21 protein-coding genes and 1 tRNA gene are annotated in these 26,963 nt (G+C 58.4%); 14 read left to right on the forward strand and 8 right to left on the reverse strand.

Annotated features, from left to right (window positions below; all coding sequences use genetic code 11):
* The first annotated feature begins 37 nt into the window (after positions 1–37).
* A complete protein-coding gene (locus ACFQY0_RS04880; protein ID WP_379709781.1) occupies positions 38–1,072 on the forward strand; it encodes a glycosyltransferase in 1,035 nt (344 codons plus the stop codon).
* Here the strand turns inward: ACFQY0_RS04880 and ACFQY0_RS04885 are convergent.
* Positions 1,069–1,677, reverse strand: a complete 609-nt coding sequence (locus ACFQY0_RS04885) for an HAD family hydrolase (protein WP_379709783.1) — start codon at positions 1,675–1,677, stop codon at positions 1,069–1,071. The genes ACFQY0_RS04880 and ACFQY0_RS04885 overlap by 4 nt on opposite strands.
* 84 nt (positions 1,678–1,761) lie before the next feature.
* Entirely contained in the window at positions 1,762–2,889 is a 1,128-nt protein-coding gene (locus ACFQY0_RS04890; protein ID WP_379709786.1) for an MGDG synthase family glycosyltransferase, read from the reverse strand.
* Between the two features lie 287 nt (positions 2,890–3,176).
* Between ACFQY0_RS04890 and ACFQY0_RS04895 the strand changes: the two genes are divergently transcribed.
* The 4 genes from ACFQY0_RS04895 to ACFQY0_RS04910 all read left to right on the forward strand — a co-directional run bounded on the left by ACFQY0_RS04895 (position 3,177) and on the right by ACFQY0_RS04910 (position 6,818).
* Positions 3,177–4,070, forward strand: a complete 894-nt coding sequence (locus tag ACFQY0_RS04895) for a hypothetical protein (protein WP_379709788.1) — start codon at positions 3,177–3,179, stop codon at positions 4,068–4,070.
* 43 nt (positions 4,071–4,113) lie between these two features.
* A complete protein-coding gene (locus tag ACFQY0_RS04900) occupies positions 4,114–6,288 on the forward strand; it encodes a sulfatase family protein (protein WP_379709790.1) in 2,175 nt (724 codons plus the stop codon).
* Positions 6,289–6,368: 80 nt separating this feature from the next.
* Positions 6,369–6,617: a hypothetical protein gene (locus ACFQY0_RS04905; RefSeq protein ID WP_379709793.1), complete on the forward strand. Its 249-nt coding sequence runs from the start codon at positions 6,369–6,371 to the stop codon at positions 6,615–6,617.
* 126 nt (positions 6,618–6,743) lie between these two features.
* Positions 6,744–6,818, forward strand: a tRNA-Thr gene (locus ACFQY0_RS04910).
* Positions 6,819–7,007: 189 nt separating this feature from the next.
* Here ACFQY0_RS04910 and ACFQY0_RS04915 read toward each other — a convergent pair.
* The 3 genes from ACFQY0_RS04915 to ACFQY0_RS04925 all read right to left on the reverse strand — a co-directional run bounded on the left by ACFQY0_RS04915 (position 7,008) and on the right by ACFQY0_RS04925 (position 9,656).
* Complete coding sequence (locus ACFQY0_RS04915) at positions 7,008–8,087, reverse strand: hypothetical protein (RefSeq protein WP_379709796.1); 1,080 nt, start codon at positions 8,085–8,087, stop codon at positions 7,008–7,010.
* On the reverse strand, positions 8,084–9,361 hold the full coding sequence (locus tag ACFQY0_RS04920; RefSeq protein WP_379709798.1) for an APC family permease: 1,278 nt from the start codon (positions 9,359–9,361) through the stop codon (positions 8,084–8,086). The genes ACFQY0_RS04915 and ACFQY0_RS04920 overlap by 4 nt, the downstream gene beginning before the upstream one ends.
* A gap of 103 nt (positions 9,362–9,464) precedes the next feature.
* Positions 9,465–9,656, reverse strand: coding sequence for a CsbD family protein (locus ACFQY0_RS04925; protein WP_379709800.1), 192 nt, complete (start codon positions 9,654–9,656; stop codon positions 9,465–9,467).
* A gap of 300 nt (positions 9,657–9,956) precedes the next feature.
* Between ACFQY0_RS04925 and ACFQY0_RS04930 the strand changes: the two genes are divergently transcribed.
* Positions 9,957–10,412 (forward strand): EVE domain-containing protein, encoded by a 456-nt coding sequence (locus tag ACFQY0_RS04930; RefSeq protein ID WP_379709802.1) that lies wholly within the window; start codon positions 9,957–9,959, stop codon positions 10,410–10,412.
* Between the two features lie 465 nt (positions 10,413–10,877).
* Here the strand turns inward: ACFQY0_RS04930 and ACFQY0_RS04935 are convergent, their stop codons facing one another.
* Both ACFQY0_RS04935 and ACFQY0_RS04940 read right to left on the reverse strand, forming a co-directional pair.
* Positions 10,878–11,585 carry a hypothetical protein gene (locus ACFQY0_RS04935; protein ID WP_379709805.1) on the reverse strand — a complete coding sequence of 236 codons (708 nt, stop codon included), beginning with the start codon at positions 11,583–11,585 and terminating at the stop codon, positions 10,878–10,880.
* Between the two features lie 42 nt (positions 11,586–11,627).
* Positions 11,628–12,974, reverse strand: coding sequence for an LptF/LptG family permease (locus ACFQY0_RS04940; protein WP_379709807.1), 1,347 nt, complete (start codon positions 12,972–12,974; stop codon positions 11,628–11,630).
* A 94-nt stretch (positions 12,975–13,068) separates the two neighbouring features.
* Here ACFQY0_RS04940 and ACFQY0_RS04945 point away from each other — a divergent pair, with 94 nt between their 5' ends.
* A complete protein-coding gene (locus ACFQY0_RS04945; protein ID WP_379709809.1) occupies positions 13,069–15,096 on the forward strand; it encodes an ATP-dependent DNA helicase in 2,028 nt (675 codons plus the stop codon).
* Positions 15,097–15,101: 5 nt separating this feature from the next.
* Here the strand turns inward: ACFQY0_RS04945 and ACFQY0_RS04950 are convergent, their stop codons facing one another.
* Positions 15,102–15,815, reverse strand: a complete 714-nt coding sequence (locus ACFQY0_RS04950) for a type I 3-dehydroquinate dehydratase (RefSeq protein ID WP_379709811.1) — start codon at positions 15,813–15,815, stop codon at positions 15,102–15,104.
* 160 nt (positions 15,816–15,975) lie between these two features.
* On the opposite strand from ACFQY0_RS04950, the gene ACFQY0_RS04955 reads away from it, so the two are divergent.
* The 7 genes from ACFQY0_RS04955 (at position 15,976) to ACFQY0_RS04985 (ending at position 26,852) form a co-directional block, all read left to right on the forward strand.
* On the forward strand, positions 15,976–16,599 hold the full coding sequence (locus tag ACFQY0_RS04955; protein WP_379709813.1) for an Amuc_1102 family pilus-like protein: 624 nt from the start codon (positions 15,976–15,978) through the stop codon (positions 16,597–16,599).
* A 48-nt stretch (positions 16,600–16,647) separates the two neighbouring features.
* Complete coding sequence (mul2B, locus tag ACFQY0_RS04960; RefSeq protein ID WP_379709816.1) at positions 16,648–18,453, forward strand: Amuc_1101 family PilM-like pilus complex protein; 1,806 nt, start codon at positions 16,648–16,650, stop codon at positions 18,451–18,453.
* 15 nt (positions 18,454–18,468) lie between these two features.
* Entirely contained in the window at positions 18,469–19,443 is a 975-nt protein-coding gene (locus ACFQY0_RS04965; RefSeq protein WP_379709819.1) for an Amuc_1100 family pilus-like protein, read from the forward strand.
* A 20-nt stretch (positions 19,444–19,463) separates the two neighbouring features.
* A complete protein-coding gene (locus ACFQY0_RS04970; RefSeq protein ID WP_379709821.1) occupies positions 19,464–20,549 on the forward strand; it encodes an Amuc_1099 family pilus-like system protein in 1,086 nt (361 codons plus the stop codon).
* 80 nt (positions 20,550–20,629) lie between these two features.
* Complete coding sequence (locus ACFQY0_RS04975; RefSeq protein WP_379709824.1) at positions 20,630–23,203, forward strand: Amuc_1098 family type IV pilus outer membrane protein; 2,574 nt, start codon at positions 20,630–20,632, stop codon at positions 23,201–23,203.
* A gap of 129 nt (positions 23,204–23,332) precedes the next feature.
* Entirely contained in the window at positions 23,333–25,252 is a 1,920-nt protein-coding gene (gene rho, locus ACFQY0_RS04980; protein ID WP_379709826.1) for a transcription termination factor Rho, read from the forward strand.
* Positions 25,253–25,337: 85 nt separating this feature from the next.
* Positions 25,338–26,852 (forward strand): hypothetical protein, encoded by a 1,515-nt coding sequence (locus ACFQY0_RS04985; RefSeq protein ID WP_379709829.1) that lies wholly within the window; start codon positions 25,338–25,340, stop codon positions 26,850–26,852.
* The last annotated feature ends 111 nt before the right edge of the window (positions 26,853–26,963 follow it).

Below are 26,963 nucleotides of genomic sequence, written 5' to 3' on the forward strand. Positions count from 1 at the left end.
GCTTGGCAGGTCACAGGCGGGAATCGAGGCTTGGGGCGTGTTTCGGATTTGTCATGTGCTGGCCAGCGTGGGGGAAAAAGGTGGGCTGGAAAAAAATGTGATCGAGCTGGCAAATTGTCAGGCCGGGCTGGGTCACGAGGTGAGTGCGGTGGCGGATGAAACGATGAGGGAGTATTTCAATCCTTTGGTACGATTCCTCGCCCATCCCATGAGTGGCGGGCGGATGAATCCCTTTAATTTGATCGGCTTGAGATCACGGATTCTAAGTTCGAATCCGCAGATCGTTCATGCTCATGCAAACAAGGCGGGGGCAATGGTGAGGTCGCTGCGCGGTTTTTTGCCGGGAGTGAAGCGCGTGGCGACGGTCCAGAACATCAAGAGCAGCAGTAAGCCCTTCCGGGATTATGATGCGGTGATCACGGCATCGGCGCAGGTGAAGGATTCGCTGGGAGGAATTCCGGCGACGGTGATCTGGAATTCGATCGCACCGCCCCCGGCGGGGACGAAGGAGGCGGCACTGGCGACAAAACCACCGTTTCTCGATGGCGATGAACCGGTATTCTGCACGGTGGGACGATTGGTCCCGGCGAAGGGGATGGACTTGTTGTTAGAAGCGATGGCGGAAGTGCCGGGGTTCAAGTTGTGGCTGGTGGGAGAGGGCTACCAGCGCGAGGAGCTTGAGGCGATCATCGCGAAACATCGTCTGAGCGACCGGGTGTGGATGGCGGGTCATCGGGATGATGCGGTGGGCCTGATGGGCTGTGCGGAGCTTTTCATTGTGGCGTCGCGAAACGAGGGCGGTCCATACACTTTGGCGGAAGCCCTGCACATGCGGGTGCCGAGCCTATCGACACGGGTCGGATTCGCGGCGGAATTCCTGCCGCCGGAGGTGATGATGGAAACGCACTCGATCCCTGAGTTGGTGCGCGGCCTGAAGCTCGCGATGGCGGATCTGCCGGGATTGAAAAAGCTGTGCGAGCCCTCGTTTGAGTTGGTGGCAAATGAGGTCACGCTTGAGGCGATGACCCGGAAGGTTTCGGCGGTATACGCGCGGGTGCTCAGAGCGGACTAAAGTCCGCGGTCCAGTTCGGAGGCGAGCCAGGTTTCGAAGGCCTCGTGGTCGCTCAGTTCATACTGATGGGTGCGGAAGCCGAGTCGCTTTCCAGCTTCGATGTTGGCGGGGAGGTCATCGATATAGAGGGTGTCGGCTGGGATCAGTCCGTGCGTGTCGATGGCGTGATGGTAGATCTTATCCTCCGGCTTGATGGCTCCAACTTCGAAAGAGAGGACTCCGCCTTCGAAGTGCCTGAAGATATCGTAGGTCTCGAAGATCCACGGGCAGTGGATGGCGTTGGTGTTTGAAAATAGGATCAAGCGATGACCGTCTTTGCGAAGCGTTTCCACAACCCGCCACATGGGCTCATTGGGGGTGAAAATGTTCTGCCAGGCGTGAATGAAGGTATGATGATCCATCTCGACCTCGAGGACCCCAAGCGCCCATGGAATGTAATCGTCGGGAGTTACATGGCCGCCTTCAAATTCATCTTTCCGATCTAACAGACGAGTGAGGCGGTTGAGGACTTCGTCGTCGGCGGTTTCCCCAGGAATGAGCTTGCGAAGCGAGGTCTCGAAGTCGAAGTCGAGAAGGACTTTGCCAATGTCGAAGAGGAAGGTCATGGTTTGAGATTGGTGAATGGGGCTTTGGGGATTTGGGATTCTGCTTCATCAGACCAGCGCTGACGGCATGGGTGTCCGGGCGGTTCAGGGAACTGTGTCTGACGGAGACGGCTGCTTGGCTTTCTCGAGGATGTAGCGGGCGGCTGTTAGTGCGCCGGAGTTGTGACCATGCTGAATGAGGGCCCGTTTCATCTGACGCCAACGGGCGGCCTTGTCGCTGAGGATGTCGCCGATGATTCGGGCAATGGCATCCTGGCCGTGGGCAAGGGTGCCGCCGCCGATTTTCTCCAACAGCTGCAGGTTGCCTTCCTCCTGACCGGGGACGAGGTGATGGACGAGCATCGGGCAACGTGCCGCGATGGCTTCGTGGACGGTGGCTCCTCCAGCCTTTCCGACGACGAGGTGATGGGAAGAGAGAAGCTCGGGGACTTTGCGGGTCCAGCCCTTGATCCGGACGCGACCCGGATAGGCGTCATGGATTTCTCGGGCTCGCTGATAGAGAAGACGGACGTTTTTTCCCAGAACGATGGTGAGGTGGGTGCGGGGGTCGGCGTTCAGGATAGCCTTTGAGATGCGGCGGACATGGGGGAGCTTCGGGGTGGCGAAGTAGAGGACCTTGAACGGCTCGGGAGAGATGTCGGCCGGGATGGGGCTGAGTTCGGCGAACGATGGGTTCACCGGGAAGCCGGTTTCGATGACTCTTTCAGCGGGAAGGCCCTGCTTCAGCATCGAGTCGCGGGTGTGGGGGTCGGTAACGATCCAGGCAGCCGTCGGGGCATCGATCCACGCGGAGTTGATTTCAATGGAATCGGTGACGACGGTGAAGACCGGTGGTTTCACCGGCCGGTCCGCGAGAATGCGATCGAGAAAGTAGGCGTAGATCGGGTAGGTGGAAACGATGGCGTCGGGCTGAAATTCTTCCACCAGCTCGGCGAGCTTTCGCTCCGGCTTCCGCATGAGCGGCACGCGTTGCCGGGAGAAATCGACTTTTCCGGTGGATTGATAAATCCGGTGCCAGATCTCCGGCGCGTAGGTGGTGACCCAGCGGTAGCCTTTGCAAAGGGCTTTGGTGGAATAGGGTGCTCCGAGAAGGCAAGGGTCGGCGACTTGAGTCGTCGCGCCGAGGCTATCCAGAGCCAGCGCAAGATTGCGTGCGGCGCTGTTGTGACCTTCGCCAAATGCGGCGGTGACGATCAGGATGCGGGCTGACATTTGGTGGGTGCGTGGGTTTCTAAGAGCACGGCGGGATTGCGTCGAACGGCAAATGGGGTTTTTGTCGGCGGCGCGTGGAGAACAATCCTGATAAAAAGAAGCTCAGAGTGCTTGATGAGGAAAAGGACACCGAGGAGGTCCTGCGCCTTGGTCAAACGCGTAAAGGACCGGAACCTATTGAGCGCGAACCTTTACCGTCAGCCCTTGAGTCCCCGGCGCGCTTGGAAAAAGAGGGGCGGGGCGACGAATTCGATCGGCGGAGTATCGAACCGGACATTGATTCAATCATGGGTGTCGGCGAGGTAGAGGGGGCTGGGGAGGAGGCGGAGTGGATGCCGGCTGAGGAGAAAAAACCGGTGCCTTATGGGTGGTTCGTGGTGATCATTCTTCTGATTGGCGGACTGGCGGGGATGTCGGCCATGCTGATTCTGCGAACGGAGTCAAGCGACGTGAAAGTCGCGCGCGAAGCGGCCGACGAACGGATTGAAGAAAATGAAGAGGAGGAGGCAGAGGCCGTGGCTTTGGTCGAATCGATCGAAGAAACGTTGAGTCATTATCTGGCGGCAGAATCACTCGCTGAGCTGGCTCCCCTGGTTCGTGATCATGAGAGAGTGAAGCCCCTGATGGTGGACTGGTATTCTCGGCATGCGATGGAGCCCCGGAAGTTTGAAGGGTTGGGCGTGTTTCAGCCGCTTGATCTTGAGGGTAGGTTGTTCTGGCTGGTCTCCTGCATGATTGAAGGGGGGGATTCGGAAACGATTCTCGTGGAGCAGACTGAAGACGGTCAGGTCTTTGTCGATTGGGAAACGCAGGTTTGCTACCAACCCATGGAGTGGAATGACTTTGTAAAGAAGCGGCCGGAGGGCGAAAGCATTGATTTCCGCGTCTATGCCCAATGGGACTGGGCTGGGTTTTACAGCCACGAGTTCAGCGACGAGGAAAAGTGGAGTGTCTATCGACTCTGGACGCTGGGTTCCGAAGAATACCTTTTCGGATACGCGCCCAAGGGCTCGGAACTGGATAAGGAACTGATTCACCTGATCCGGACGAATCGAGGGCGTCCGGTGGCACTCCATTTGGGTCTGAGGATTCCCGAAGGCAGCACTTCGCCGCGCGGGGTGTTGATCGAAAAGGTGATCAGCGGGCGATGGGCGACGGTGAGCCCTCTGACCGAGCAGTGACGCGTCTTGATTGCCGCGGTGAGCCCTGCAATGGTCCGCCCACGTGAGTGAGGGAGTGGATCGAAGGAAGCAGCAAATGGGCTGGAAGGTAGCGCTTGGAGTGCTGCTTTTTCTGAGCTTTCACTACGCCTCAGGGCTGTGGCGATTGGCCAACCAATCGGGCGGCATGGAGACGAAGTTCAGCCGGCTTGCCGTCGATGAGCATCGGGCCTATCTGATCGGGCAGAATCTTCTCGTTCTGGTGGCCTATGCGATTCTTGCCGTAGCGGCATGGTTGATCGTGATGCCCCTGGTTTCATCGCTGCGCCGCAAATCGCCTTCAATGCCGGGTTGGCGGGAGGTGGCGCTGGCATGCGCCAGCTGTGCCCTGATCCATGGCTACTTCATGTTCCGGCTGATGCACTCGCGGCCATATTTCACCAGCGATGCGGCATTCGGAGATTGGTATTACCGGATTCTCGATTGGCCGCCGGAGGCGATTCAGGCGGAGATCAATGCCGTTCTCTTCGAGATTCTTCCATGGGCGGTGTTGGCTGCGGTGGTGGTCTGGTGGTGGCGGCAGTGCGGAAAGACCGGCCGGCTTGCGATGGCGGCTCTCATGGTCGCGGGAATCACGCTTTCGTTTTGGAGGCCGGCGCAGGCTGAGCTGATCCAGAATGCGGGCTCAGGGAAGAAGCCGATGAATGTTCTGATGGTAGGTTCCGATTCCCTGAGAGGGGACCGACTGGGATACGCGGGCTACGCGCCTGAGCGCAAGGACGGGCCGGCGGCGGATGGTGTTTCTCCGGCGATTGATGCCTGGGCGAGGGACGCGGTGGTGTTCGACAACTGCAGAACTTCGATGGGCTCGACCTTGGAATCGAACATTTCAATGATGTCTTCGACCTATCCCCATACCCACGGGATTCGTCAAATGTTCGCAAGTCGCGAAGAAGTCGATGCGATGAATGCGCGCGTCACGCCACTGGCCAGACTGCTCGCGGAGAAGGGCTATGACACCGCTGCAGTGGGCGATTGGTGCGCTGGATTTTACGAGTTGGCGCCGCTGGGCTTCGAGGACATCGAGGTTTCGAGTTTCGATAGCTTCCGGATCTACATGAGCCAGGCGGTGTTCCTGTCGCACTTCGTCGTGCCGCTCTACTTCGACAATGAACTTGGCTACGAGTTGTTCCCCCAGATCCGATCGTTCGCCCAATTTGTCACCCCGGAAGTCGTCACGGAAAGGGTCGAGGATCGGGTGGCAGCCCAGGCCGCGAGTGGGCGACCGTTCTTCTGGCACGTGTTCTATTCGAGCAATCATTTGCCATTCCGCGCGGCGGAGCCGTACTGCCGGATGTTCGCCGATCCCTCATACTCGGGAAAGAACGCGACTGGAGTGGATTTTGATATCGATCAGTTCATTGGTGGCACCGACGTCGAAGACAAATGGTCGGCACTTCCCGAGGCGGAGGCCCAGCAGATCCGGGCGCTCTACGACGGCTGCACGCGCCAGTTCGACGAGTGCTTCCGGCGGATTCTAGCGGCACTCGATGAGCACGGCCTGAAGGAAAATACGATTGTCGTGCTGACAGCGGACCATGGCGATGACCTCTACGAACCGGGAGTGACATTGGGGCACGGCTTAAGCTTCAATGGAGCGGGTCACTCGTTTCATGTGCCCTTGGCAATCTATCTGCCGGGGCAGGGTCCTCTGCGTTTCGACGAGCAGGTCCGGACGATCGACATCGCCCCCACGCTGGCGGACCTTACCGGTGTCACCGTGCCTCCAGAGTGGGAAGGCCGGAGTCTTGTGCCGTGGATCGAAGATCCGGAAGCCGCGCATGATCGGCCCTATTTCGGCGAAACACAGTTTCCCTTCATTCAGCTGAAAGTGCCGGGAATCGAGCGTCCTCATCTGCCGCCCATGGACGAACTGACGGTGATCGACTCCGACTTTAATTTCCAGTTCGTGCTCAAGGACGAATATCGGGAGAAGGTCGTGGAAGCAAAGCAGCGCTGCCTGCGCTCCCGCGAGTGGAAGCTGGTCTGCACGCCAACGATCGAAGGCACCCGCCATTTCACCCTGTTCCATTTGCCCACGGATCCCGAATGCCTCAGAGACGTGGCCGGAGAGCACCCGCAGGTCATGGAGAGGATGCGCCGGGCGCTGGAACGCTGGATCGACGAAAAAATGGAGACTCCTTTGGAGGCCATTTTCCCCGAATCGGCGGGCGGTTGAATGTTCGGCGCTTCCTGGGACGTATCTTTCGAGTGCTCGGGGAGTTGGCCCCCTGAGCATGGAACCACCTTTCGACGGTCATGAAATTCAACTGCCCGGAATGCGATCAAGCAATCGAAGTGGAAGCCCGCCACATCGGGAAGGAGGCCAATTGTCCCTACTGCGACAAAGGCCTCACCGTGCCGATGGTCTCGGGTAAGCCGCCCCGGGTGGCGCTGGTTGTCGTGGATGACGAAGAAGAGGAATCATCCGCGGGCTGGACGGCAATTTCACAAAGAGCCTCGGCCACGCTGCTGAAAGCGCTCAAGATCCTGCGCCGTGACGCCTAGAAATCCCTGGGAAAAGCGGGGATTGAGAAAGATCGAAGTGAGGTCATTTTCGGCTTTCCCCGGAGACGGATCCGAAGATACTCCGCCGCGTCGCACCGGTCGGTGTGGCGGCCAGACTTTGGCAACGCCGGATTAGCTCAGGGGTAGAGCAGTTGATTTGTAATCATCAGGTCGTCGGTTCAAATCCGACATCCGGCTCCAGAGTAATCCTTGAAGGTGACATGGATTCGGGGCACTTGAAGGCCGATTCGAATCACGGCGGTTTCCGTGACATGCCCGATTCGTGTCCATGCGGCATCGGGTTTTACGGGCCGTTGGATGCGAAAAAGCGCATCCCGAGGAATGCGCTTTTTGCGGGTGGGAGCTCCCGGCTCCGGTGATGGGTGGGAGTTACTTTCTTTTGAAAACCTGCAGGTTCGCTTCGCGCATTTTCAGATGGTAGCCAGAGCCGAAGGGGATCTCGGGGCCTTGGCCACCGATGGAATCGTAGGCGGCGGCGAGATCGGACTGCTTCCACTTGGCGAAGAAGGGAATCGGCCGTTCGTAGTTTCCGAGCAGGGTGGTATTCCAATTACTGGAGTCATAGTATTTGAAGGGGATGCCGGAATCGTCCTGAAGGACGGCATTGCAGTTGCTGAGGACCCAGTTGCGGATGTTTGAGAAGGCGGGATCGTGCATCAGGTAGGATGCGGCCTTGAAGTAGGCGGTGGAGCCGCTGAAGGAACCGAGCCAGGACTGGAATGAGCCATTGAGGCCGGAGTTGGAAAGGTTTCCGGAGACGTAGATGACCTTCTTGGACCCTCCGTTTGCCGCTTTGAACCGGATCTCGACACCGGGGTAGCCTCCCGCGTCGATTGATTGGGCGCTGTCCACGCGGGCCCCCATGAGGCCGAGTGAGGTGAGCAGAATCGGAGTGACAGGTGGCGCGACCTTCATTTCCTTGGTGATGAAGTAGCCATGCCTGAGAGGTTCATCGAGGACGAAGCTCAGACGATCGAGAAGTTGAGTGGGGTTTTCGGAAACGACGTCCGGAATGGAGCCGACGGATTCCAGGCCGATGAGAACGTAGGTCGAGGCATTCGGGAACATCGAGGAGGCATAGAGAATGTCGGGGCCGCCAAAGGGATAGAAGATCGTGGACGGAGAGCCGAGCAAGGGCTTGAGGGTGTCCTTGTAGTAGTTCGCCTGACGGACGGTGCGCTTGCCTGCGAAAGTACGCCATTCGTAGTCGAAGTTCATGGCGTGGGTGTGGTAGTCGCCACTGGTGCGCTGCCACTTGGACAAGGTCTCACCGTGTTTCACCGGACGTCCGGCCAGGAAGCGGGCAATGTCGTCGGTGGTCGGCTCGCCGCTCACCGGTTTGAAGTCGCGGGCGGGATTGAGGGGGACTTGTTCGCTGACAGGCACGGGGGCGTCGGACCCACAGCTGACAAAGAAAAGCGAGGTGGCAAGAACGAGGGAGTATTTCATTTTTTAAGTCGATGAAGTGGAAACCAGAGGAGGGCGCAGATGCCGGCGGTGGCGAGGCCAAGAAGCGTGGTTTTGGGCTCGGCAACGACTGATCGGACGATGGCGAAGGCCGTCATGGCGAGGAAAATCGTCGCCGGGAGGAGGAGCTTCCACAGGGTTCCGGGAGGCAGTTTGGTGCGCAGGAAAAAGAGCCCCGCGACGGTCAGCATGGTGCACAGGGTGAGGCCGGTCTGGGTGTAGTTGACGAGGTCGCGAAAGGTGGTGAGGAGGACGAACGCGAGAGCGAGAATGCTCTGAATACCGAGCGCCAGCAGGGGAGCATCGGACTTCGGCGTGAGAAACGAGAGCGCCGGGGTGGAGCGGCCCATGGCGGCGAGGACGCGCGGTCCGGCCCAGAGCTGCGCACTGACCGAGGCGAAGAGACCGAGCGCGAACAGGAGGGCGATGGGAGCCGCAGCGGAAGCCCCGAAGAGCGAGCGAGCGGCGATTTCTCCGACGGCGGTTTCGCCGCGCATGTCCCCGACCGGGGCGGCGTGGAGAAAGGCGGCATTGAGGGCGATGTAGAGGATGGTCACGACCAGCGTGCCCCCGATCAGTGCCCGCTGGACGGTGCGCTCGGGCTGGTCCCACTCTTCGAGTCCGTAGATGGCGGCATTCCATCCGCTGTAGGCGTAAAAAACAAAGAACAGGGAGATGGCGAAGGCGGGATGAAAGACGGCGGCAATGTCGGTGGAAGCCTCGAAGTCCCAGCGGATGTCTCCTTTGCCGGGGAGCATCACGGCGGCGATGAGGAAGGCGGCGATGAGCAGAAGCTTGAGAGCGGTGGCAGAGACCTGGACACGCGCGCTGGTAGTGGCGCTGAACGCATGAGCCGCCGTGCCGAGAAGGATTACCACGATGGCAGAGGCGGTGACGGGCAGGCCAGGCAAGGCCTTGTGAAGGTATTCTCCAAACGCAATGGCGCTGAGGGCGGTGGGAGCGGCGAAACCGACGATGGTCGAAAGAATGCCGGCCATGAAGCCGAGTGCCGGATGATAGATCTCGCCAAGGAAATGATGCTCGCCGCCGGAGCGAGGCAGAGCTTTGGCAATGGTCGCGTAGCAAAGGGCTCCACAAAGGGCGATAATTCCGCCTAACAGCCATAGGAAGATGATCTGAGGCCCGGAGCTAAGGGTCGGGAGCTGGTAACCGAGGGAGGTGAAGACGCCGGTTCCGACCATCGAGGCGACGACGAGAGCGAAGGCGGCAATGGCACCAGCACGTTTGTTAGGCACGCAATGAATGAATCGCTAAGTTTCTCGCTTCGCCAAGAATTAAGTGAGGCGCGCCATCCCGGAAGATGGCGCGCCTCGTGGTTGTTATGGCGATCCAGGAAAATCAGTGGCAGGAATCTTTAAAGGCTTTTTCCACGGCTTCGCGCGACTGGCCGGTGCGTTTCTGGATTCGACCGAGGAGTTCTTCTTCCTGACCTTCCACGTAGTCGAGGTCGTCATCGGTGAGCTCACCCCACTGCTGCTTGAGCTTTCCTTTGACGATGTTCCAGTTTCCTTTGATTTCGAGTTTGTTCATGGCTTGTGATGGTTGATTGGGTTGTTTCGAAAGTTGCTGAACCGATGCCCCTTAATCAGGAGGAGTGCCATGTTCGGAGGGGGATGTGGGGTGTTGATGATCAGGGGATTAGCGTTTTGTGTCGACGCGTAGGTGATCGATCGAATTGCATCGCGCATGCTGGGAGTGGGCGAAACGTGCAGATCGTCACTTTTCGAAAAGAGCGGGCGGCCCGAGGGCGTCGCTTCAACCCTCCGGCCAGAGGCCTCCGATTGATGGAGGCTTGATTGACCGGGGGGCGGAAGTCGTTAGGTTCGGGGCGTGAACTATTGGTTGATCAAATCAGAGCCGGACGTGTTTGGGATCGATGATCTGAAGAAGGCGAAGCGTGAGCCTTGGAATGGAATCCGGAACTATCAGGCGCGAAACTTCATGCGCGATGACATGGAGATCGGGGATCTGGCGCTTTTTTATCACTCCAATGCGAAGCCGCCGGGCGTGGTGGGAATCGCGGAAGTGGCGAGTGCGCCGTATCCGGATGACCTGCAGTTCGATGAGAAGTCAGATTACTACGATCCGAAGTCAAATCCGGACGACCCTCGCTGGGTGATGGTGGATTTCAACTTCGTGGAGAAGTTTCCGCAAATGGTGAGCCTCAACGACCTGAAGGCAGAGAAGGCACTTGAGGGAATGCTGGTGACCCAGCGGGGTTCGCGGCTTTCGATCACCCCGGTGGCCAAGAAGCACTTCGACAAGGTTTGTAAGATGGCGCGCTGAGGGGGGCGTTGGAAGTCGAGGGCGCGACAGGCTTTTGGGGTCAGGATTCAGGAGTCGGGGAGCGAGCGTCCAGATTTGCGAAGTCTTTCGGTAGTGGGAAAGCGGGAAGGTTTTCGTCCTCGCGCGGGAGGCGTGGACGCTCCCTTACTTCAACAAGGTTCGTAGATGGCGCGCTGAGGGGGGCGTTGGAAGTCGAGGGCGCGACAGGCTTTTGGGGTCAGGATTCAGGGGTTGGGGAGCGAGCGTCCAGATTTGCGAAGTCTTTCGGTAATGGGAAAGCGGGAAGGTTTTCGTCCTCGCGCGGGAGGCGTGGACGCTCCTGTACTTGGCTGAGGGAGTGGCGCATCTGTCTACGGACAACCTACTCCCAGCAGGCTTGTCGCATGCTGCCTTTCCGACCCCTAATCCCTGAATCCTGTATCCCAAAGCCCGAAGGATGAGCGGGCTGTCAGCAGTTGAAGCTTCCTACCCTCGGTTCGCTTCGTCGGCTTCGTCGGCTTCGTCGGCTTCGTCGGCTTCGTCGGCTTCGTCGGCTTCGTCGGCTTCAGGGGCGTCACTGTTAGATGGCTCGCTTGCGTGGCTTTCTTCTGATTCGGACGGTTCCTCTGAGTCCCCGGATTCAGGATTTTCTTCAGCTTCGGCCTCTGGGAGACGCCCGCCACTTTCCAGCAGGGCGAAGACTTCTTCCTGCACGGTTTCAATCTGATCGAGGGGGATGTCGGGGTCGCGGACGATGAAGACGTCGCCTTCCTTGCGATGTTCGTAGATGCGGAGGATGCCGGAGGGGGTGCGCTGGGAGTCGGTTTCACGGAGCAGCTTTTTGCGCTCGAGCATGACGGCGAGAATGTAGCGGACGTTTTCGGTGTGGTCCTCGTCTTCGTCGATGAGCCGGCGGAGCAGGGTTTCCGGATCCTCCTTCTTCATCGGGTCCTCTTTTTCGGTGGACTCCGGCGGGACGAAGGTGCTGCGCCAGAAGGAGAATGGCTTCTCTTCCTCGTCGCTTCGTGCGTCCCAGACATCGGTCTTGAAGTCTTTGCGCAAGTAGCCGCTCGAGCCTGGTTCCGGATCGGGGAAGAGGGCGGTGATGATTTTTTCACCCTCGGTAAAGGGTTGTTCGGAAGCCGCGCATTGGCGGGCTCGTGATCGGATGTGCCAGGTGTCAGCGAAGGCCATTTGATGAAAATTCTGGAAATTGGATGAGGAAATCGGGCGTCATCAGGGGGCGTCTGCGGTCAGGCGTCGGATCGTCTGATAGATCGGGCGGCCGGAAAGACGGCGTTGGAAGAGGAACAGGGCGAGGGCGCCGAATGCCAGATTGGGGAGCCAGGCAGCGAGCATGGGCGGCAGGTAGGAAGCATCCCCAAGGCTGAGGCAGATGGTGGTAAAGAAAAGCATGCCCACGCAAAGAAAGACGGTGACGGCAATACCGCCCGTGGTGCCGCGCCGCGAGAAGACGACGCCGAGCGGCGTGGCGAGCATGACGACGACAAGGCAGTTGAAGGGCTGAGCCCAACGGTGGTGCCACTGGGTAAGGTAGGTCTGACGTTTTTCCTGCGAGCCTGCCGGATGGCCCTTGAGCCAACTGATCAGACCGGGGATGCCGAGCTGATTAGCGGGGAGTCCGGGCTGGATGATTTCCGCGGGCGTTTCTCGCCAGGTTCTGACGACGTAGGGCTCGGGGAGATCCTGCACATACTCGGGCGGTTCGCCGGGGCTCATCTTCCGCAGGGTCGCCCCATAAAATGACCACTGTCCGCTATTTGAATCCCATGAGGCACGATCGGCCACAAGGATGCTCTTGAGGGTGGCGTCTTCGTTCTCGAGGACGACCCGGACTTGTTTGAGCGGGGCACCGCGTTGGAAATCAGGAGGGAAAGAGCCCACCATCCACAGCCGGCGGGCACGGGGATTGCGGAATTTGACGACTTCGGCGGCCACTTCGTCAAAGCCACGGGCGGTATCGAGGATGATTTTTTCCGCGGCGTTCGCGCGGGGTGCCCACTGGTAGTTGAGACCGGCGCAAAGGACGGCGCAAAGCAGACCGGTTATGAAGAAGGGGGTGGTGAGACGGCCGATGCCGCGCCCGGTCTGGGTCATGGCGACGATTTCCCGCGATGATGAGAGACGTCCCAGACTGAATAGCAGGGACAGCAGAAGGGCGTAGGGAAGAAGCGTGACAACGATTTCCGGGAAGCGGGCGGCGTAAAGTCGGGCGGCGGTGTTGATGACACTCTGGCTGTCCTTGAGCTCGTCAAGGTTGTCCTGGAAGTCCATCAGCAGCCAGAGCGTCGCCAGGGCGAAGAACCCGATGGCAAGGATCGAGAGAAACTGGCGGGCGACGTAGCGCGCGAGGATGCTGCCGAGGGCGTAGAACAGGCCGGCGATGGCGGGGATGAGGCAGAGAATCGTGACGACCACCGGCCGGAACTGGTGGGCAGCGGTATCGGCGTCGGGAAAGTCCTTGAGACGCGCCGCGACAGCTGCTTGCTCGGCAGGCACAAGTTTCGCCGCGAGGGCAAGGCCGACGAGTAGGAGGAGGATGGGAATCAGAAATCGCCGCATGGCTTCAACGCGGGGGAGGATGGCGGGAATGTGGAAGATGGGAAGCGCGTACTTGGACGAGGATCGATCCGATTTTTCATTTCAGGATTGGAAAGTGCGCGGCTTGGGAGCGAAATGGGGCCGCATGATCGGTTTGGGGGAAGGACACGCGGAGACGGATCAGTTCGTTGAGGAGATCGCCCGTGCCTTTTCTCCGAAGGGAGTGATGGCGAAGTCGAGCGATTTTGAGTTCCGACCTCAGCAGCAGGAAATGGCCATGGCGGTGGCGAAAGCGCTGACAGAGCGTCGCTCGCTGGTCGCTGAGGCCGGCACGGGAGTCGGCAAGTCGCTGGCTTACCTGCTTCCGGCTGCGCGCTACGCGCTGGAAAGTGGTCGCAAAGCGATTGTTTCGACCCATACGATCAATCTTCAGGAGCAACTGATCCGCAAGGACATCCCGATTGTGCGCAAGCTGCTCGGTGAGGATTTTCCAGCGATTTTGCTGAAGGGTCGGCAGAACTATCTTTGCCCCAGTCGGCTGAAACGGGCATTTGAGCAGACCGGCGACCTGTTTTCTTCGAGCGAGAACGAGGAGCTCAACGAGATCCGCCGCTGGGCGGAAGGGACGCGCGACGGGACACTGAGCGATTTGGAGTTTCAGCCATCGCGAAAGGTGTGGTTGCAGGTTTGCTCGGAGCCGCACATCTGCACGGCACGGTATTGTGGGCCGCGGGGGAATTGCTTTTTCCAGGAAGCGCGCAAGGCGGCGGCGGAAGCCAAGATGCTGGTGGTGAACCACACGCTTTTCTTCGCCCTGCTCGATACCGGTGAGTGGTCGGACGAGGAGAAGCCGAGCGGCTTCCTTTTTCCAAATGACTTCGCGGTGCTCGACGAAGCCCACACGGTCGAGCAAGTGGCGGCGGTCCAGCTCGGTCTGCGGGTCAGTCAGGCGGGCTTGCGGTTCGACCTGCAGCGCTTGTACGATGGACGTCGTAGAAAAGGCATCCTCAAGAGCTACGGCAAGGCATCGATGCTGCGCGCGGTGGAGGAGGCTCGGATGGCGGCAGAGGAGTTTTTCGATGAGATGGGCAAGGTCGCGAAGTTCGGCGATTGGTCGAAGGAGTGGCGCGTGCGGGAGCCGGATGTGATATCTAACAGGGCGGCGGAACCGCTGCGCCGGCTTTGGCAGGAGATCGATGCGGTGGCTGCCGAGCAGGAGCATGAACCGAGTCGCCTGGAGCTTCAGGATGCTTCGCGGAAGCTTCGCGAGGCGCACGGAGGAATTGCGGCGTTTCTCGATCAGAGTGATGAGGACTGCGTTCACTGGGTGGAACGGGGAGGGCGGGACGAGACGTATATTTCCCTGCACGCGGCGCCGGTGCGGGTGGCGGACAAACTGCGTCCGCTGCTGTTTGGGAAGGGGAAAACCTGCATCATGGCGAGTGCCACCCTCGGAGTGGGGGATCCGTCGCTCGGATGGTTTCGTAGCCGCGTGGGCGCGGAGGAAGTCGAGGCCCGGTCGATCGGAAGCCCCTTTGATTACCAGAGCCAGATGCGCATCAAGCTTTGGAAAAGCATGCCGGAGCCGAACTCGCCCGAGTATGGCAAGGCGATGATCAGGGCGATTGGAGAAGCGGTGAAGATGAGCGAGGGTCGCGCTTTTGTTCTGTTTACGAGTTACAAGATGATGCGGGATGCGGCGAGTGAGCTGCGCGACAAATTCGAGCGGCGCGGTTGGCGCTTGCTGATGCAGGGCGATGGGATGCCGCGTCACCGCATGATCGAAGAATTCCGACGCGATGTGCACAGCGTGATTTTTGGAACGGACAGCTTCTGGACCGGCGTCGATGTGCCGGGTGAGGCGCTATCGAATGTGGTGGTCACGCGTTTGCCCTTCGCGGTGCCGGACCATCCATTGACTCAGTCACGTCTGGAGGCGATCGAAGCGGAAGGCGGAAATCCGTTCATGGACTACTCCGTGCCCGAGGCAATTTTGAAGCTCAGGCAGGGAGTCGGCCGACTGATCCGCACGGCGAAAGATGAGGGACTGGTCTGCCTGTTAGACAACCGGGTGCTGACCAAACGATACGGTCGGGTGTTTCTTGATGCGCTTCCCGACGCGCCGAGGGACATCGTTTCCTGAGGGTCTCAGGCTTTGCGGCTGCCCTCGATGGCTTCCTTGAGCTGCTTGGCGCTCCATTGACCGGGGGCGGTTGGGGTGTCGCCGAGGTAGCCGTAGTTCAGGACCGAGCCGAGCTGGGCGAAAAGCACGCGTGACACCGGTGCCAGCGGGCCCATCCCCATCAGGGAGACCGGATAATCGCTCGATTTCTGAACAAAGCGGGCGAGGGGAGCGAGCTGATCCATTTCCCAGCCGAGTTCGACGGCGGCCTTGAAGGCGGCGGCTCCGGCATTCCGGGCGGCCATGCGCTTGGCGGAGAGAAGGTCCGTCGCGGGGACTTGGAAAAAGTCGTGGAACGAGCCGATCCACGGAACGCCTGCTTTTTTTAAGTCATCGATGACTGGCTGCATCTCGGAAATGGAAGCGACCTCGATATCGACGAGCGACGCGTCCTCGATGACCGAGCGGATCATCGCCATGCGGGCCTCGGCATCGAGCTCGCCGGCGCCTCCCTCACTGGCCCGGCGGGCGGTGAAGAGCAACGGCATGCCCGCGAAGCGATGCCACGGCCTGTCCTCCGAACTGATTGATTCAGAATCTAATAGGTCGAGACGGATTTCAACCAGATCGCAGGAACTGTGGACCAGATCGAGGGGAATTGAGGCGAGGCTTTTGGAATCTCCGAAGCTTCCGACAACGAGCGGAACTCCGGGCTGGAGGACGAAAGGAACGCGGGGCACGGCGTGAGCGAAGACGTCCCGGAGCGCGATTGTCAACCACGCCGGTCAGGGCTTGATCTTTCCATTGTCATTACATGGGTGATTTTTCTGTTTCGATTACGGGCTTTCTTCTGGCCAACGCGGGCGGTGAAGCCCTAGTTCTCATGAAACCTCAACTTGTATGAAAAACTCACTTTCACTGCTTCGTAAGGGCGCAGCCGTCGCTGCTGCCGCCACCATGGTGCTTTCAGGTTCTGCTTTTGGTCAGGGTAAGGCCGAAGTTGGAAAGATCGCTTTCGACGGCATTCAGTCGCCACAAGTCGACACCGGTCGCAACAAGAACTGGAAGCCCAAGGAGTGGCTCGAGTTCGAGACGGGTATCAAATTGCCCGCCTACAATCAGGAGCAAAAGGACTCGGGATTCGTCGATCAGATTACCGTCAAATGGTCGGTTGCCCTGAAGAATCCCGACGGCAGGGGGTTCATTCTCCTGACCAAGGACATCAATCACATCAATGTGCCGATCGATGAAGAGGTCTTCACCTGCGTGTATCTCTCGCCCAATACGCTCAAGCGCGTGACCGGCAGCGACACGGCTGGCAAGTCCTCGGTTGATCGCGTGGCGGTCGAAGTGCTTGTCAATGGTCGCGCCGTGGCTGCGGAAAGTTCGAAAGGAAATCCTGACTGGGTGACATCCGGCAGTCTCTCGAATCAATCGAACCGCTTCCCGCTGCTCAACAAGATGGAAACTCCCTTCGCGATGCTGTGGTGGGATCGCTACGCTGAAATCGAGGAACAGCGCTAACATCCATTTTCCCTGCTGAGCCAGCACTCAACTTTTCAAATATCTATCATGGCAGACAACCAGTCCACCATCGCCCTAAACATTGGTACGCAGCGGATCAGCATGGCCGTCTTCGAACCATCGAAGTCAGGCGGTCTCGTCCTCAAGGCCTACGATGCCGAAGCCGTTCTGGCTGACCCGGCATCCGAAAGCTCCCGCGCCGGCCATATTCGCCAGGCAATTTCCGAACTTGCCGTGCGCCTCAAGGCCAAAGGCAAGGTCCGCTACACCATTTCCGGTCAGGCGGTCTTCATTCGTTTCGTCAAACTCCCGCCGCTCGACGATGACAACATCGAGCAGTTGGTGACTTTCGAAGCTCAGCAGCACGTTCCGTTCCCACTCGAAGAAGTCGTCTGGGACTACGAAATCCTCGAAGCCGATGGAGAGAAGGAAGTCGTCATCGTGGCGATCAAGGGTGATGCGCTCGAAGACGTGAATGACGGGGTGAACGCCACCGGACTGGGCACCGCCGAGGTCGATGTGGCCCCGATGGCTCTCTACAACTCGTTCCGCGCCGCCTACCCGAATGTCACCGAGCCGGTGCTCCTCATCGACGTGGGCGCCAAGACGAGCGACCTGCTTTACATCGAGGGAGACCGCTTCTTCACGCGCAGCGCTGCGACAGGTGGTGCGACGGTGACGGCTGCGATTGCCAAGGAATTCAATGTGCCCTTTGCCGAAGCCGAAGCGCACAAGACCCAGAATGGTCTGGTGGCGCTTGGCGGTGGGCACACCGAATCGCTCGATGAATCGACCGCCGCGTTGGCGATGTGCATCCGCAATGCGATGACCCGTCTTGCGACGGAGATCCCGCGCACCACGAACTACTACCGCAGCCAGCACGGCGGCAATGCGCCGAAGCACGTGTTCCTCGCGGGTGGTGGTGCGAACCTTCCCTACGCCAAGGAGTTCTTCGAAGAAAAGCTTCGCCTGCCGGTCGATTACTTCAACCCGCTGCCAGCCATCAATGTCGGCAAGGGAGTCGATACCGATCGTCTCTCCAAGGAAGCCCACACCATGGGCGAGCTCGTTGGCCTCGGTCTGCGGGGGATTGGAAAATCGAAGCTCAATATTGATCTGGTTCCTTCGAAAGTAGGACAGGCCCGTGAGTCCGAAAAACGGAAGCCTTTCCTGATTGCTGCCGCCGCACTGCTCGTGCTCGGCGCCGGAGGGTGGGGGTTCTTCCAAATGAGTGCCGCCGGTCAGGCAGTGAACGAAAAAGAAGAGATGGAGCGCGCTGCCGAAAGCCTCAAGGCTCCGGCTGCAAGGCTTGCGAGCTTCGGCAAGGAAGAAGAGCAGCTCCGCAGTATCGCCAACGAGTATGTGGAGATCGAAAATCAGAGGACCTTCTGGCTCGATGCTCTGCAGGAACTGAAGGCCAGCTTCGCAAGCGACGCTGTCTGGATCGTCGATTTCGAACCACTCGCCGACTACAATCCAATGGCTGAAAAGGCCGCTGGGAAATCCATCGTCAAGTCGGACTTCGCCCGAGTTGCCTTCGGTAACTCATCCATTGAGAACCTCAAGGCTGGCGCGAACAAGCAAACCAAGTCCGTGGCAAACGCCGTGCGGATCAAGGGCTTCTGGCGCGACAATCCCCGCAAGTCGAACGTCGTTTACGATTTACTCAACAAGCTGAAGGAGAATGCCCAGGGTGGTAGCCACTACCGTTTTGGAGTCAGGAAAGACGGCAAAATGATTCCACTTCAGGACAAGCAACTCGTGCCGCAACTCGACGCGGCTCCGGCAGCCGAGCAATTCGCGGCCCCCTTCGAAATCATCCTGCCTCTCTCAACCGAGGTTCCCTTCGAATAAAACCCACTTTTTGACATGAGTTTTCAAGAAAATCGCTTCCCCATCATCCTGGGAGCCACCACCGCCGTCCTTGTCGGAGGTCTGGCCTACTGGGGTATCTCAAGTTCAGGTAAATACGCCACCGCCAAGGAGGACTACGATTCCGCCGTCTCCGAGATCAGCCGGTTGACAAGAGGACCCGCTTATCCGGATTCCGCCAACGTCAGCGCCAAAGGAAAAGCGGTCGCGGACTATAAGACAGCCGTCGAAGAAATGCAGAAATCCTTCGATAAGTACCGTGAGACCAAGATCTCCAACGTGGGAGTCGACGTCTTCGGTGATGCGCTCCGCAAGGCTCGGGCGGAACTCGTCGAGAAGTTCGAGAAGAGCGGCACCGAAATGCCCGGAGATGCTCACCTTGGCCTGGGGATCTACACCCGCGAGACCGTCAACGCCAAGAATACCGGACTCCTTCTCTATCAGCTTAAGGCTTTCGAAACCCTGTTCGGCTATTTTGCCGACGCCAGAATCAAGGAAGTTCACAACATTCATCGTCCACTCCTGCCGGAAGAGCAGGGGAAGAAGGTCGATCTGAAGGGCAAATCCTACCGTCAGCATCCCATTGAAATCACCTTCAGCGGTCGCGAGTCGTCACTTCGTAGCTTCCTGAGTTCGCTCGATGATTCCGACGAGTTCGCCTACGTCGTGCGGACCATCCGCATCAAAAACGAGCGTGCCACTGCTCCCAGTGCCAAGGATGCCCGCTTTGAAGTACCCAAGGAGGCGGCTGAAGAGGCGAGTCCCTTTGGCGCCGGTGGTTTCGAATTCCCGGATGAAGAAGGCGACGCGGACGACGCGCCTGCCGAAGGTGAAGCCGTCGTCGCCGAAGAGGTGGATGCAGGTCCATCCGATAGCGGGCAGATTCTCAAGCAAGTGCTCGGTGATGAGTTGATCGAAGTCTTCGTTCGCATCGACGTTATCCAATTCCTAGATCCCAAGCCGCTTCCATAAGGCTGAACCCTTTGCATCCAATGTCAAAAGCTCCAAAAAATATCGAAAAAGTCCTCCTCGGCGTGGCCGTGGTGGTAGCCGGTGGGCTCGTCTACCTCGGCATGTCCAAATCCAGCGCCGTCAGCGAGGATTTCAGTTCCAATCCGGGCGGTCAGCACGGTGAGGATATCGAGATCAAAGATGCCATGAAGGTGACTGAAGTGGTCTCGTCGCGCACCAGCAATCGCGTGCTGGATGTTGGCACCATTCCTTCCGACAAGCTCGAAGGTGGTCAGCGTGAAGTGAATCTCTTCACCGGTGTGCCGCTCTTTGCCTCGCGCGAAGATCCTAACAATCCTGTCGACCTTCCCACCAGCGCCGACGTACATCCGCCGATTCCGAATGTCTGGTGGCTGAAATACAACGTCTCGCCCCAGTTCGCGGATTCCCCTCAAAGGGATGACGACGGCGACGGGTTCTCGAACATCGAGGAATTCAATGCCGGCACGGACCCGAGCGATAAGAACGTTCATCCATCGCTGGTGGCCAAGCTTTCCTTCGTGAAGGACGAGTCTCAGCCATGGCGGGTGGAATTCGGTTTCGAAACTGGAGGAGTCTGGATTCCGAAATTGAAGACGGGAGCATTGCCTGAAGAGGCGGGTCCGAAGAACCGGGTCGCCTTCGACAAGGGGCTCAAACCAGGCGACTTGTTCTTCGGCGAAGATCCGATGAAGGGGCGCTTCAAGTTCACTGGCTTCGAGGAGCGCACCGAGCGCAACGAGCGTCTCAAAATCGATGAGACCCTCAAGTATGCCCAGTTCGAAGATCAGAAGCCTAACAAGCTTGGTCTGAAATACGAAGTTCCTAACCGCCTCCCGAGAGCGCAGTTCCAGGATTTCCAACAATTCGATCGCACCGCAGTCCTCGACCTTCAGGCCCTCGGGCTGGATGGCAAGGAGTTCAAGGTCGAGGAACGCACCAACTTCGCCCTGCCTCCGACGGCCAAGGAGAAGGACTATTATCTCAAGGAAGTCACTCCTGAGGCCATCGTGGTCGAATGGAAGGACAAGGATGGACAAACCCACTCGGTTAGTATCCCGAAGGGCGGACTCCCGGATATGAAATAAACTACTAAGTAAACTCTGTGACAGCTTTGAAGAAAACGCTTTCCAAATGCCGGTCTGATCGGCAAAACCCGTCTCCAACCATGCAAAAAACGCCAACGCATTCCTATCGGACCACTGTTGCCGGCCTTCTGGCGGTCGCAGCTGTGATGCCGGTCGCCGTGACCGTGGCCCAAGCTGGTGAAGGATATTCCTCAGGTGGCTACTCCAGCCTTGCCCAGAAGGAAATGATCCGTCGCCAGCATCAGGTCGCCGAATCCGATCGTCTTCGAGACGAAGCTCGTGAAGCCTACGCCGCTGGCGATTACAAGGAGGCTTACGACAAGTATAACGAGGCTCTCCAGCTTCTGCCTGACGCGCCGCTTCTTCAAGACCGTCGTGATTTCCTCAAGAAGTCACTGGGTGATGCATCCGTGGCACTGGCCGAGCAGTATCGCCGGGTTGGAAAGTATGACGAAGCTCACCAGCTGGTGGACAACGTTCTCGAAGTTGATCCAGGCAACATCGCTGCCAAAACCAAGTCGGAATGGCTCGATGATCCGATTCGCACGAATCCTGCGCTGACCTACGATCACACTCAGAATGTGGATGCCGTTCGTCGCGGACTTTACATGGCCCAGGGTGCTTACGATCTCGGCAAGTTCGATCAGGCCAAGGAAGAGTATGACAAGGTGATCCGCCTTGATCCTTACAACACCGCTGCCCGCCGCGGACTTGAGCGCGTCAATGCTGCCAAGACCGATTACTACCGTGCCGCCTACGATCAGGCCCGTGCCGAACTTCTGATGGAAGTGGACAAGGCTTGGGAACTCGCCGTGCCGCCGGATGATCCGAATATCCAGGTCGACAACACCAGTCAGCCTACCTCTTCGGTTGGAGCCACTCTGATTCTTCAGAAGCTTAAGAACATCATTATCCCGATCATCGACTTCGAAGACACTTCGGTGGAAGAAGCGATCGATTACCTCCGTGTCCGCTCGATCGAGTTGGATACCTGGGAGATGAATCCTGACCTCAAGGGTATCAACTTCGTGATCCGCAAGCCACGTGCTGGCGGTGCTGCAGACGATGGTCTCGGTGCTGATGCTGGTGGTGGCGATGTGGGCACTGCCCGCATCAACGAGCTCCGCCTGCGCAACGTGCCGCTCGCTGAAGCCCTCAACTACATTTGTGAAGCAACCCGCTTGCGCTGGTCGGTCGATGATTTCGCGGTCACCATCAAGCCTGCAACCGAGACCGGTGAAGACCTCTTCACCCGCACCTTCAACGTGCCGCCTGACTTTGTTCAGCGCATCAGCGAAGGCGCTGGCGACGGCGGTGGCGGCGGTGAAGTCGATCCATTCGCCGCTCCTAGCGACGGTGGTGGCAGCTCACTCAAGGCCAAGATGAACGTCGTGGACGCCCTGAAGTCCAACGGTGTGAAATTCCCGCCAGATGCTTCCGCTCAGTTCTTTGCCGCGAACAGCACGCTGATGGTTCGCAACACGCCGAGCAACCTCGACATGGTGGAAACCATCGTTTCCAGCATTCAGGACCTCGCGCCGAAGCAGGTGAAGATCTCGACCAAGTTCGTGGAAGTCTCGCAAGAGAACTCCGATGAACTCAGCTTCGACTGGATCGTCACTCCCTTCGGTCTCTCGGCCAACAACATGTTCGCCAGCGGTGGCACGATTGGTAGCGGTCAGTCCCGCACCAACTCGGACTTCATCTCGCCCGTCAACGGCGTGACGATTCCGGGTATTCCTGCCACACCCGGTGCGGATGTTTCGAACATCATCGGTGGCGGTCTCCGCTCCGGTGACGGCGCGATCACCCGTAACAGCATCAACTCGATCCTCAACAACCCGAACCGGACCGCTCAAACCGCAAGTCCAGCTCCGGGCATCATGGCCCTCACCGGTCTGTTCTCCGATGGTCAGGTCCAGCTCATCATGCGCGGCCTTTCCCAGAAGAAGGGTTCCGACCTGATGACCGCTCCAAGCGTGACCGCCCGCTCGGGTGAGAAGGCGACGATCGAGATCATTCGTGAGTTTATCTACCCAACCGAATACGAACCCCCCGAACTGCCTAACAGCGTCGGTGGCGGCTTTGGTGGCGGTGGCACGAGCCTCGTCGGTGGTGGATCCCAGAGCTTCCCGGTGACTCCTGCAACTCCGACCTCTTTCGAGACACGGAACACGGGTGTGACGCTTGAAATCGCGCCGAACATCGGAGCCAACAACTTCGTGATCGACCTGAACTTCGCTCCGGAGATCGTCGAATTCGAAGGCTTCATCAACTATGGTAGCCCGATTCAGTCGCCATCGACCGACTTGCTCGGCAACCCGACCACGGTGACCATCACGGAGAACCGGATCGAAATGCCGGTCTTCTCGAAGCGCAGCGTGACGACCGCTCTGACCATCTTCGACGGTTACACCGTTGCCGTGGGTGGCCTGATGCGTGAAGACGTGCAAAACGTTGAGGACAAGGTGCCGATTCTTGGTGATATCCCGTTCATCGGCCGCCTCTTCCAGAGCCGTGCCGAGAACCGGATCAAGAGCAACCTGATCATCTTCGTGACCGCCAACATCATTGATGCGACCGGCCGAAACATCAAGAAGGAGGCTCCACCGGTGGACCTCGGAGCCAGCGTGCTTCCTCCGCTTCCGAACTGATCGGTTTCTGACAATTCCCAGCGGGCGAAGGGTTTTTCCCTTCGCCCGCTTTTTGTGTTCCAGTGGCAGGGTGATTTTTCTCAAGGAATCCGGCTCGCCTAGACAAATTTGATCCTTAGAGTTTCTCCCATGCAGGTGTTTGGTCTCACCGGAGGAGTTGCCAGTGGTAAGTCGACGGCTTGTGGACTCCTCAAGGAGTTGTGTCCGGAGCTCGTGATTTTTGACTCCGATGGATGCGTGCGACGTCTTCTTGCGGAAGATCGAAAGGTTGAGACGGAAGTCATCGGAGTCTTCGGTGACTCGTGTCGACTGAGCGACGGGGGGATCGATCGCGCGGTACTGCGAGGCATGGTTTTTGGGGATTCCGATGCTCGATTACGCCTGGAAAGCATTTTGCACCCGCGGGTTCGGGAGGAATGTCTTGAATCGTTGGAATCCGCGAGCAAACTGCGCGCGCCGTTGTTTGTTGCGGATGTTCCGCTGCTGTTCGAAAACGGATTCGATTTCGGGCAGGAACTCAATCTCTTGGTGGCGACAAGTTGGAACACCCAGCTTGAGCGACTCAAGAAACGCAACGGCTTCGACGATGCCTTGGCCCGTTCGATTCTCACCGCCCAGATGCGGGTAGAAGAAAAGATCCTGCGGGCAGATGTTGTTTTTTGGAACGAAGGGCCGCGTGATCAGTTGAGATCGCAGCTTTCCCGCTTCCTCCATTTCCACGCCATTATGAGCGAAGATACCCCAGATACCGAGTCCGCAGATGCGGCCGTCACTCCTACCGAAGCGATCGATGCTCCGGTGATCGACATCAATGAATTCCGCATGAAGCCTCTGGCCGAGCTTCAGGCGATGGCGGAAGCGATGCCGGGTCGCACGCCGATCGCGCCGACCAAGGCTCAGCTGATTTTTGAGTTGCTGAATTTTCACGCCCGCGAGGGTGCGGTGCTGGTGGGCGAGGGGATTGTGGAGCAGGCGAAGGAAAATTACGCGATGCTGCGAGACCCTGCGCGGAGTTTCCGGACCGCCCCGGATGACCTCCACTTGAATGGAAACCTGCTGCGCGACCACGGCATTCGCCCGGGGAACCGTGTTAAGGTCAAGGTCCGCAACCCGAGAGAGCGCGACAAATTTTTAAGCGCCGTCGAGGTGCTGGAGGTTGAAGGGATTCCGGTGGCGGATTTCGATCCTGGTAAGGATTTCGACAAGCTGACGCCGCTCTTTCCTGACGATCGAATCATCCTTGAAGGCGAGGGGGTGGATTTCCTCAGCCCACGCGCGATTGATTTGATCGCTCCGCTTGGCAAGGGGCAACGCGGCCTGATCGTTGCGCCGCCGCGAGGAGGGAAAACGATCTTGTTGAAGCAGATCGCACGCTCGATCCGGGCCAATCATCCGGAAGTCGAATTGATTGTCGTGTTGCTCGACGAGCGCCCCGAGGAGGTCACGGATTTCGAGGAAACGGTTGGAGCGACGGTCTTTGCATCAACTTTCGATGAGCCGGCCAAGCGCCACGCTCAGGTGGCGGATCTGGTCATTGAGCGGGCGCGACGTCTCGTCGAGCAGAAGCGCGATGTGGTGCTCCTTCTCGATAGTCTGACGCGCCTCGCGCGCGGTCACAATTCCGCTTCACAGGGCGGGCCGATTGGGAGTGGTGGGGTCAGTCCAGCGGCGCTCCAGAAATCACGGAAATTTTTCGGAAATGCTCGCAACGTCGAAGAAGGCGGAAGTCTTACGATCCTTGCCACAGCGCTGATCGAGACCGAAAGCCGCATGGATGATGTGATTTTCGAGGAGTTCAAGGGTACGGGGAACATGGAGGTCCGACTGGATCGAGAGCTTGCGGAACGGCGCATCTACCCCGCAGTTCACATTCCTCAAAGTGGCACTCGGAATGATGATCGGCTCTACCATCCTGACGAGTTCAAGAAAGTGGTCGAGATTCGCCGACAGCTCGCCCAGATGCCGGTAGGGGAGGCCATTGAGACCCTGATGAAGAATCTTTCGGCAACCAAATCCAACACGGAGCTGCTTCTTCGCGGGCTACGCTGATTTTCCCGGGAAATTGAGCGAATCAAACATTATGGGACATAGAAAACACTTGTCAGCTGGGGGAGGAGAGACGACTTTCGGCGCAATGAAAAACCTACCCACCCTTGTAATCGCCGCTACGGCGATGGTCGCATCTGCGATTCCAGCCTCGTCAGAGGTCATCATGGGCTTTTCCACCGGACGTGATTACCTGCAGACCGGTAAGGTCATGGTGGAGTTTCGAGGAGGAGATCTCTTTGTCTCATTCCGTGATGGAAACGCGATCCTTGCTTCCTGTCCTCATCCGGTGCCCTTCATCATCACTCCGAATATCGGTTGCCCGATTGGTACCACCGGTTTCATTGCCGATGGTGACTTCGATGGTGACGGAATTCGTGATGACCTGAGCTTCTACTCGATTTCCCAGGTCATCCCTGCGATCCTGGTCGAGCCCTTCCGTCCTGACCTCTGTCAGTTGATCTCGGCACCTCCTTCGCCGCTCCCGCGGCCACTGGGTCCCTTCGTTGATCGTGGCGCTATCATCTTCTTCAATATCCTGACTTCTGCCGTTTATCAGTACAATGTCAGCCAGTATGAGTTCTCGCGGAACTACGCCCCGGGGCCTGCCGGTCGGAAGCAGATGGATGAGGAGATTGTCTTTGGTAGCTACCTTTTCACCTTCCCTCGCCTGGGTAATCCGGTGGCTCCGGTAGCTCTTCCTGTGACCTACTCTCCGATCCCTGAAGGCTTGGATCTCGCTCAGCGTCTTCAGTCGGATCCATTCCGCTTCACCTCCGGTGTCTTTGATGGAAACGGGAACTACCTGATGGATCATCGTCTCACCACGGAGATCGTCTGGACGGGTAACGAAGTGTCCAATACCTCGACCGCGACCGACGTGATGCGGATCAGCATTTATGATGAAAACGAGGAGGAGGTTCTCTTCCCTCCGAGTGGCGAGGACATCGTTGATCCGATCACAGGTGAAGTGATTCTCGCAGGTGAGCTTTCCGCTCCAAGTCTGATCATTCCAAGTCCGCTGGATCAGAGCTACTTCTTGCCACCGCTTTTGACGGGGCTGGAGAATGCTGAAACCCCCGAAAATGTTTTCGGTCAGCAGGCATATTTCCGCCTTCGTTTCCAGCGCTTCCGTGGAACCAATGGCATTACTTATGACAGTTCCACCCGACTGTTCAGCTTCAAGATTCTCTTTGTGGACTCCTATCAGGGCTTCCGCATCTCGGCTTTCCCGACCGGTCAGCCCGATAGTACCACCCGGGGAACCGGCGATTTCGACAAGGACGGTCAGACCAACATCGAGGAGTATGCCCTGGGTAGTGACCCCGATGATGCGTCAAGCATGTATGCCATTCCTGTCGCTACGACCGATGCGGATGGCCTGGTTTCATTCTCCATGAACAAGCGGCCCTACGGCGCTGCGAAGTATCAATTCCAGGTTTCCACCAATGGTGGCGGCTATAAGGTCATTGGAACAAATGATTCGGTATGGGAGGTCACTCAGGATGATGACGCTGCCTACGTGATCAGAACGAGACAGGCGGCAGATGCGGCTAGCTTCGCGGCCCTGCCAAAGATTATCGAAACGGTCTTGTTCAATTAATCAGATGCGTTCAGGGCCGATTGTTCGAAAGACGGTCGGCCCGAGCCAATTCCTGATGCGTTTCTCTCAGTCGTTTGGGAGTTTTGTCACCATGGGGTCCTGAGTTTTTTT

It is taken from the genome of Haloferula chungangensis, assembly GCF_042664875.1.
GTDB lineage: Bacteria > Verrucomicrobiota > Verrucomicrobiia > Verrucomicrobiales > Akkermansiaceae > Haloferula > Haloferula chungangensis.

Coding starts and splice junctions, on each gene's coding strand:
- ACFQY0_RS04985 (WP_379709829.1), top strand. CDS start 25,338: ATGAAAAACCTACCCACCCTTGTAATCGCCGCTACGGCGATGGTCGCA.
- ACFQY0_RS04965 (WP_379709819.1), top strand. CDS start 18,469: ATGAGTTTTCAAGAAAATCGCTTCCCCATCATCCTGGGAGCCACCACC.
- ACFQY0_RS04895 (WP_379709788.1), top strand. CDS start 3,177: ATGGGTGTCGGCGAGGTAGAGGGGGCTGGGGAGGAGGCGGAGTGGATG.
- ACFQY0_RS04905 (WP_379709793.1), top strand. CDS start 6,369: ATGAAATTCAACTGCCCGGAATGCGATCAAGCAATCGAAGTGGAAGCC.
- mul2B (WP_379709816.1), top strand. CDS start 16,648: ATGGCAGACAACCAGTCCACCATCGCCCTAAACATTGGTACGCAGCGG.
- ACFQY0_RS04890 (WP_379709786.1), bottom strand. CDS start 2,889: ATGTCAGCCCGCATCCTGATCGTCACCGCCGCATTTGGCGAAGGTCAC.
- ACFQY0_RS04940 (WP_379709807.1), bottom strand. CDS start 12,974: ATGCGGCGATTTCTGATTCCCATCCTCCTCCTACTCGTCGGCCTTGCC.
- ACFQY0_RS04935 (WP_379709805.1), bottom strand. CDS start 11,585: ATGGCCTTCGCTGACACCTGGCACATCCGATCACGAGCCCGCCAATGC.
- rho (WP_379709826.1), top strand. CDS start 23,333: ATGCAGGTGTTTGGTCTCACCGGAGGAGTTGCCAGTGGTAAGTCGACG.
- ACFQY0_RS04925 (WP_379709800.1), bottom strand. CDS start 9,656: ATGAACAAACTCGAAATCAAAGGAAACTGGAACATCGTCAAAGGAAAG.
- ACFQY0_RS04975 (WP_379709824.1), top strand. CDS start 20,630: ATGCAAAAAACGCCAACGCATTCCTATCGGACCACTGTTGCCGGCCTT.
- ACFQY0_RS04885 (WP_379709783.1), bottom strand. CDS start 1,677: ATGACCTTCCTCTTCGACATTGGCAAAGTCCTTCTCGACTTCGACTTC.
- ACFQY0_RS04915 (WP_379709796.1), bottom strand. CDS start 8,087: ATGAAATACTCCCTCGTTCTTGCCACCTCGCTTTTCTTTGTCAGCTGT.
- ACFQY0_RS04970 (WP_379709821.1), top strand. CDS start 19,464: ATGTCAAAAGCTCCAAAAAATATCGAAAAAGTCCTCCTCGGCGTGGCC.
- ACFQY0_RS04955 (WP_379709813.1), top strand. CDS start 15,976: ATGAAAAACTCACTTTCACTGCTTCGTAAGGGCGCAGCCGTCGCTGCT.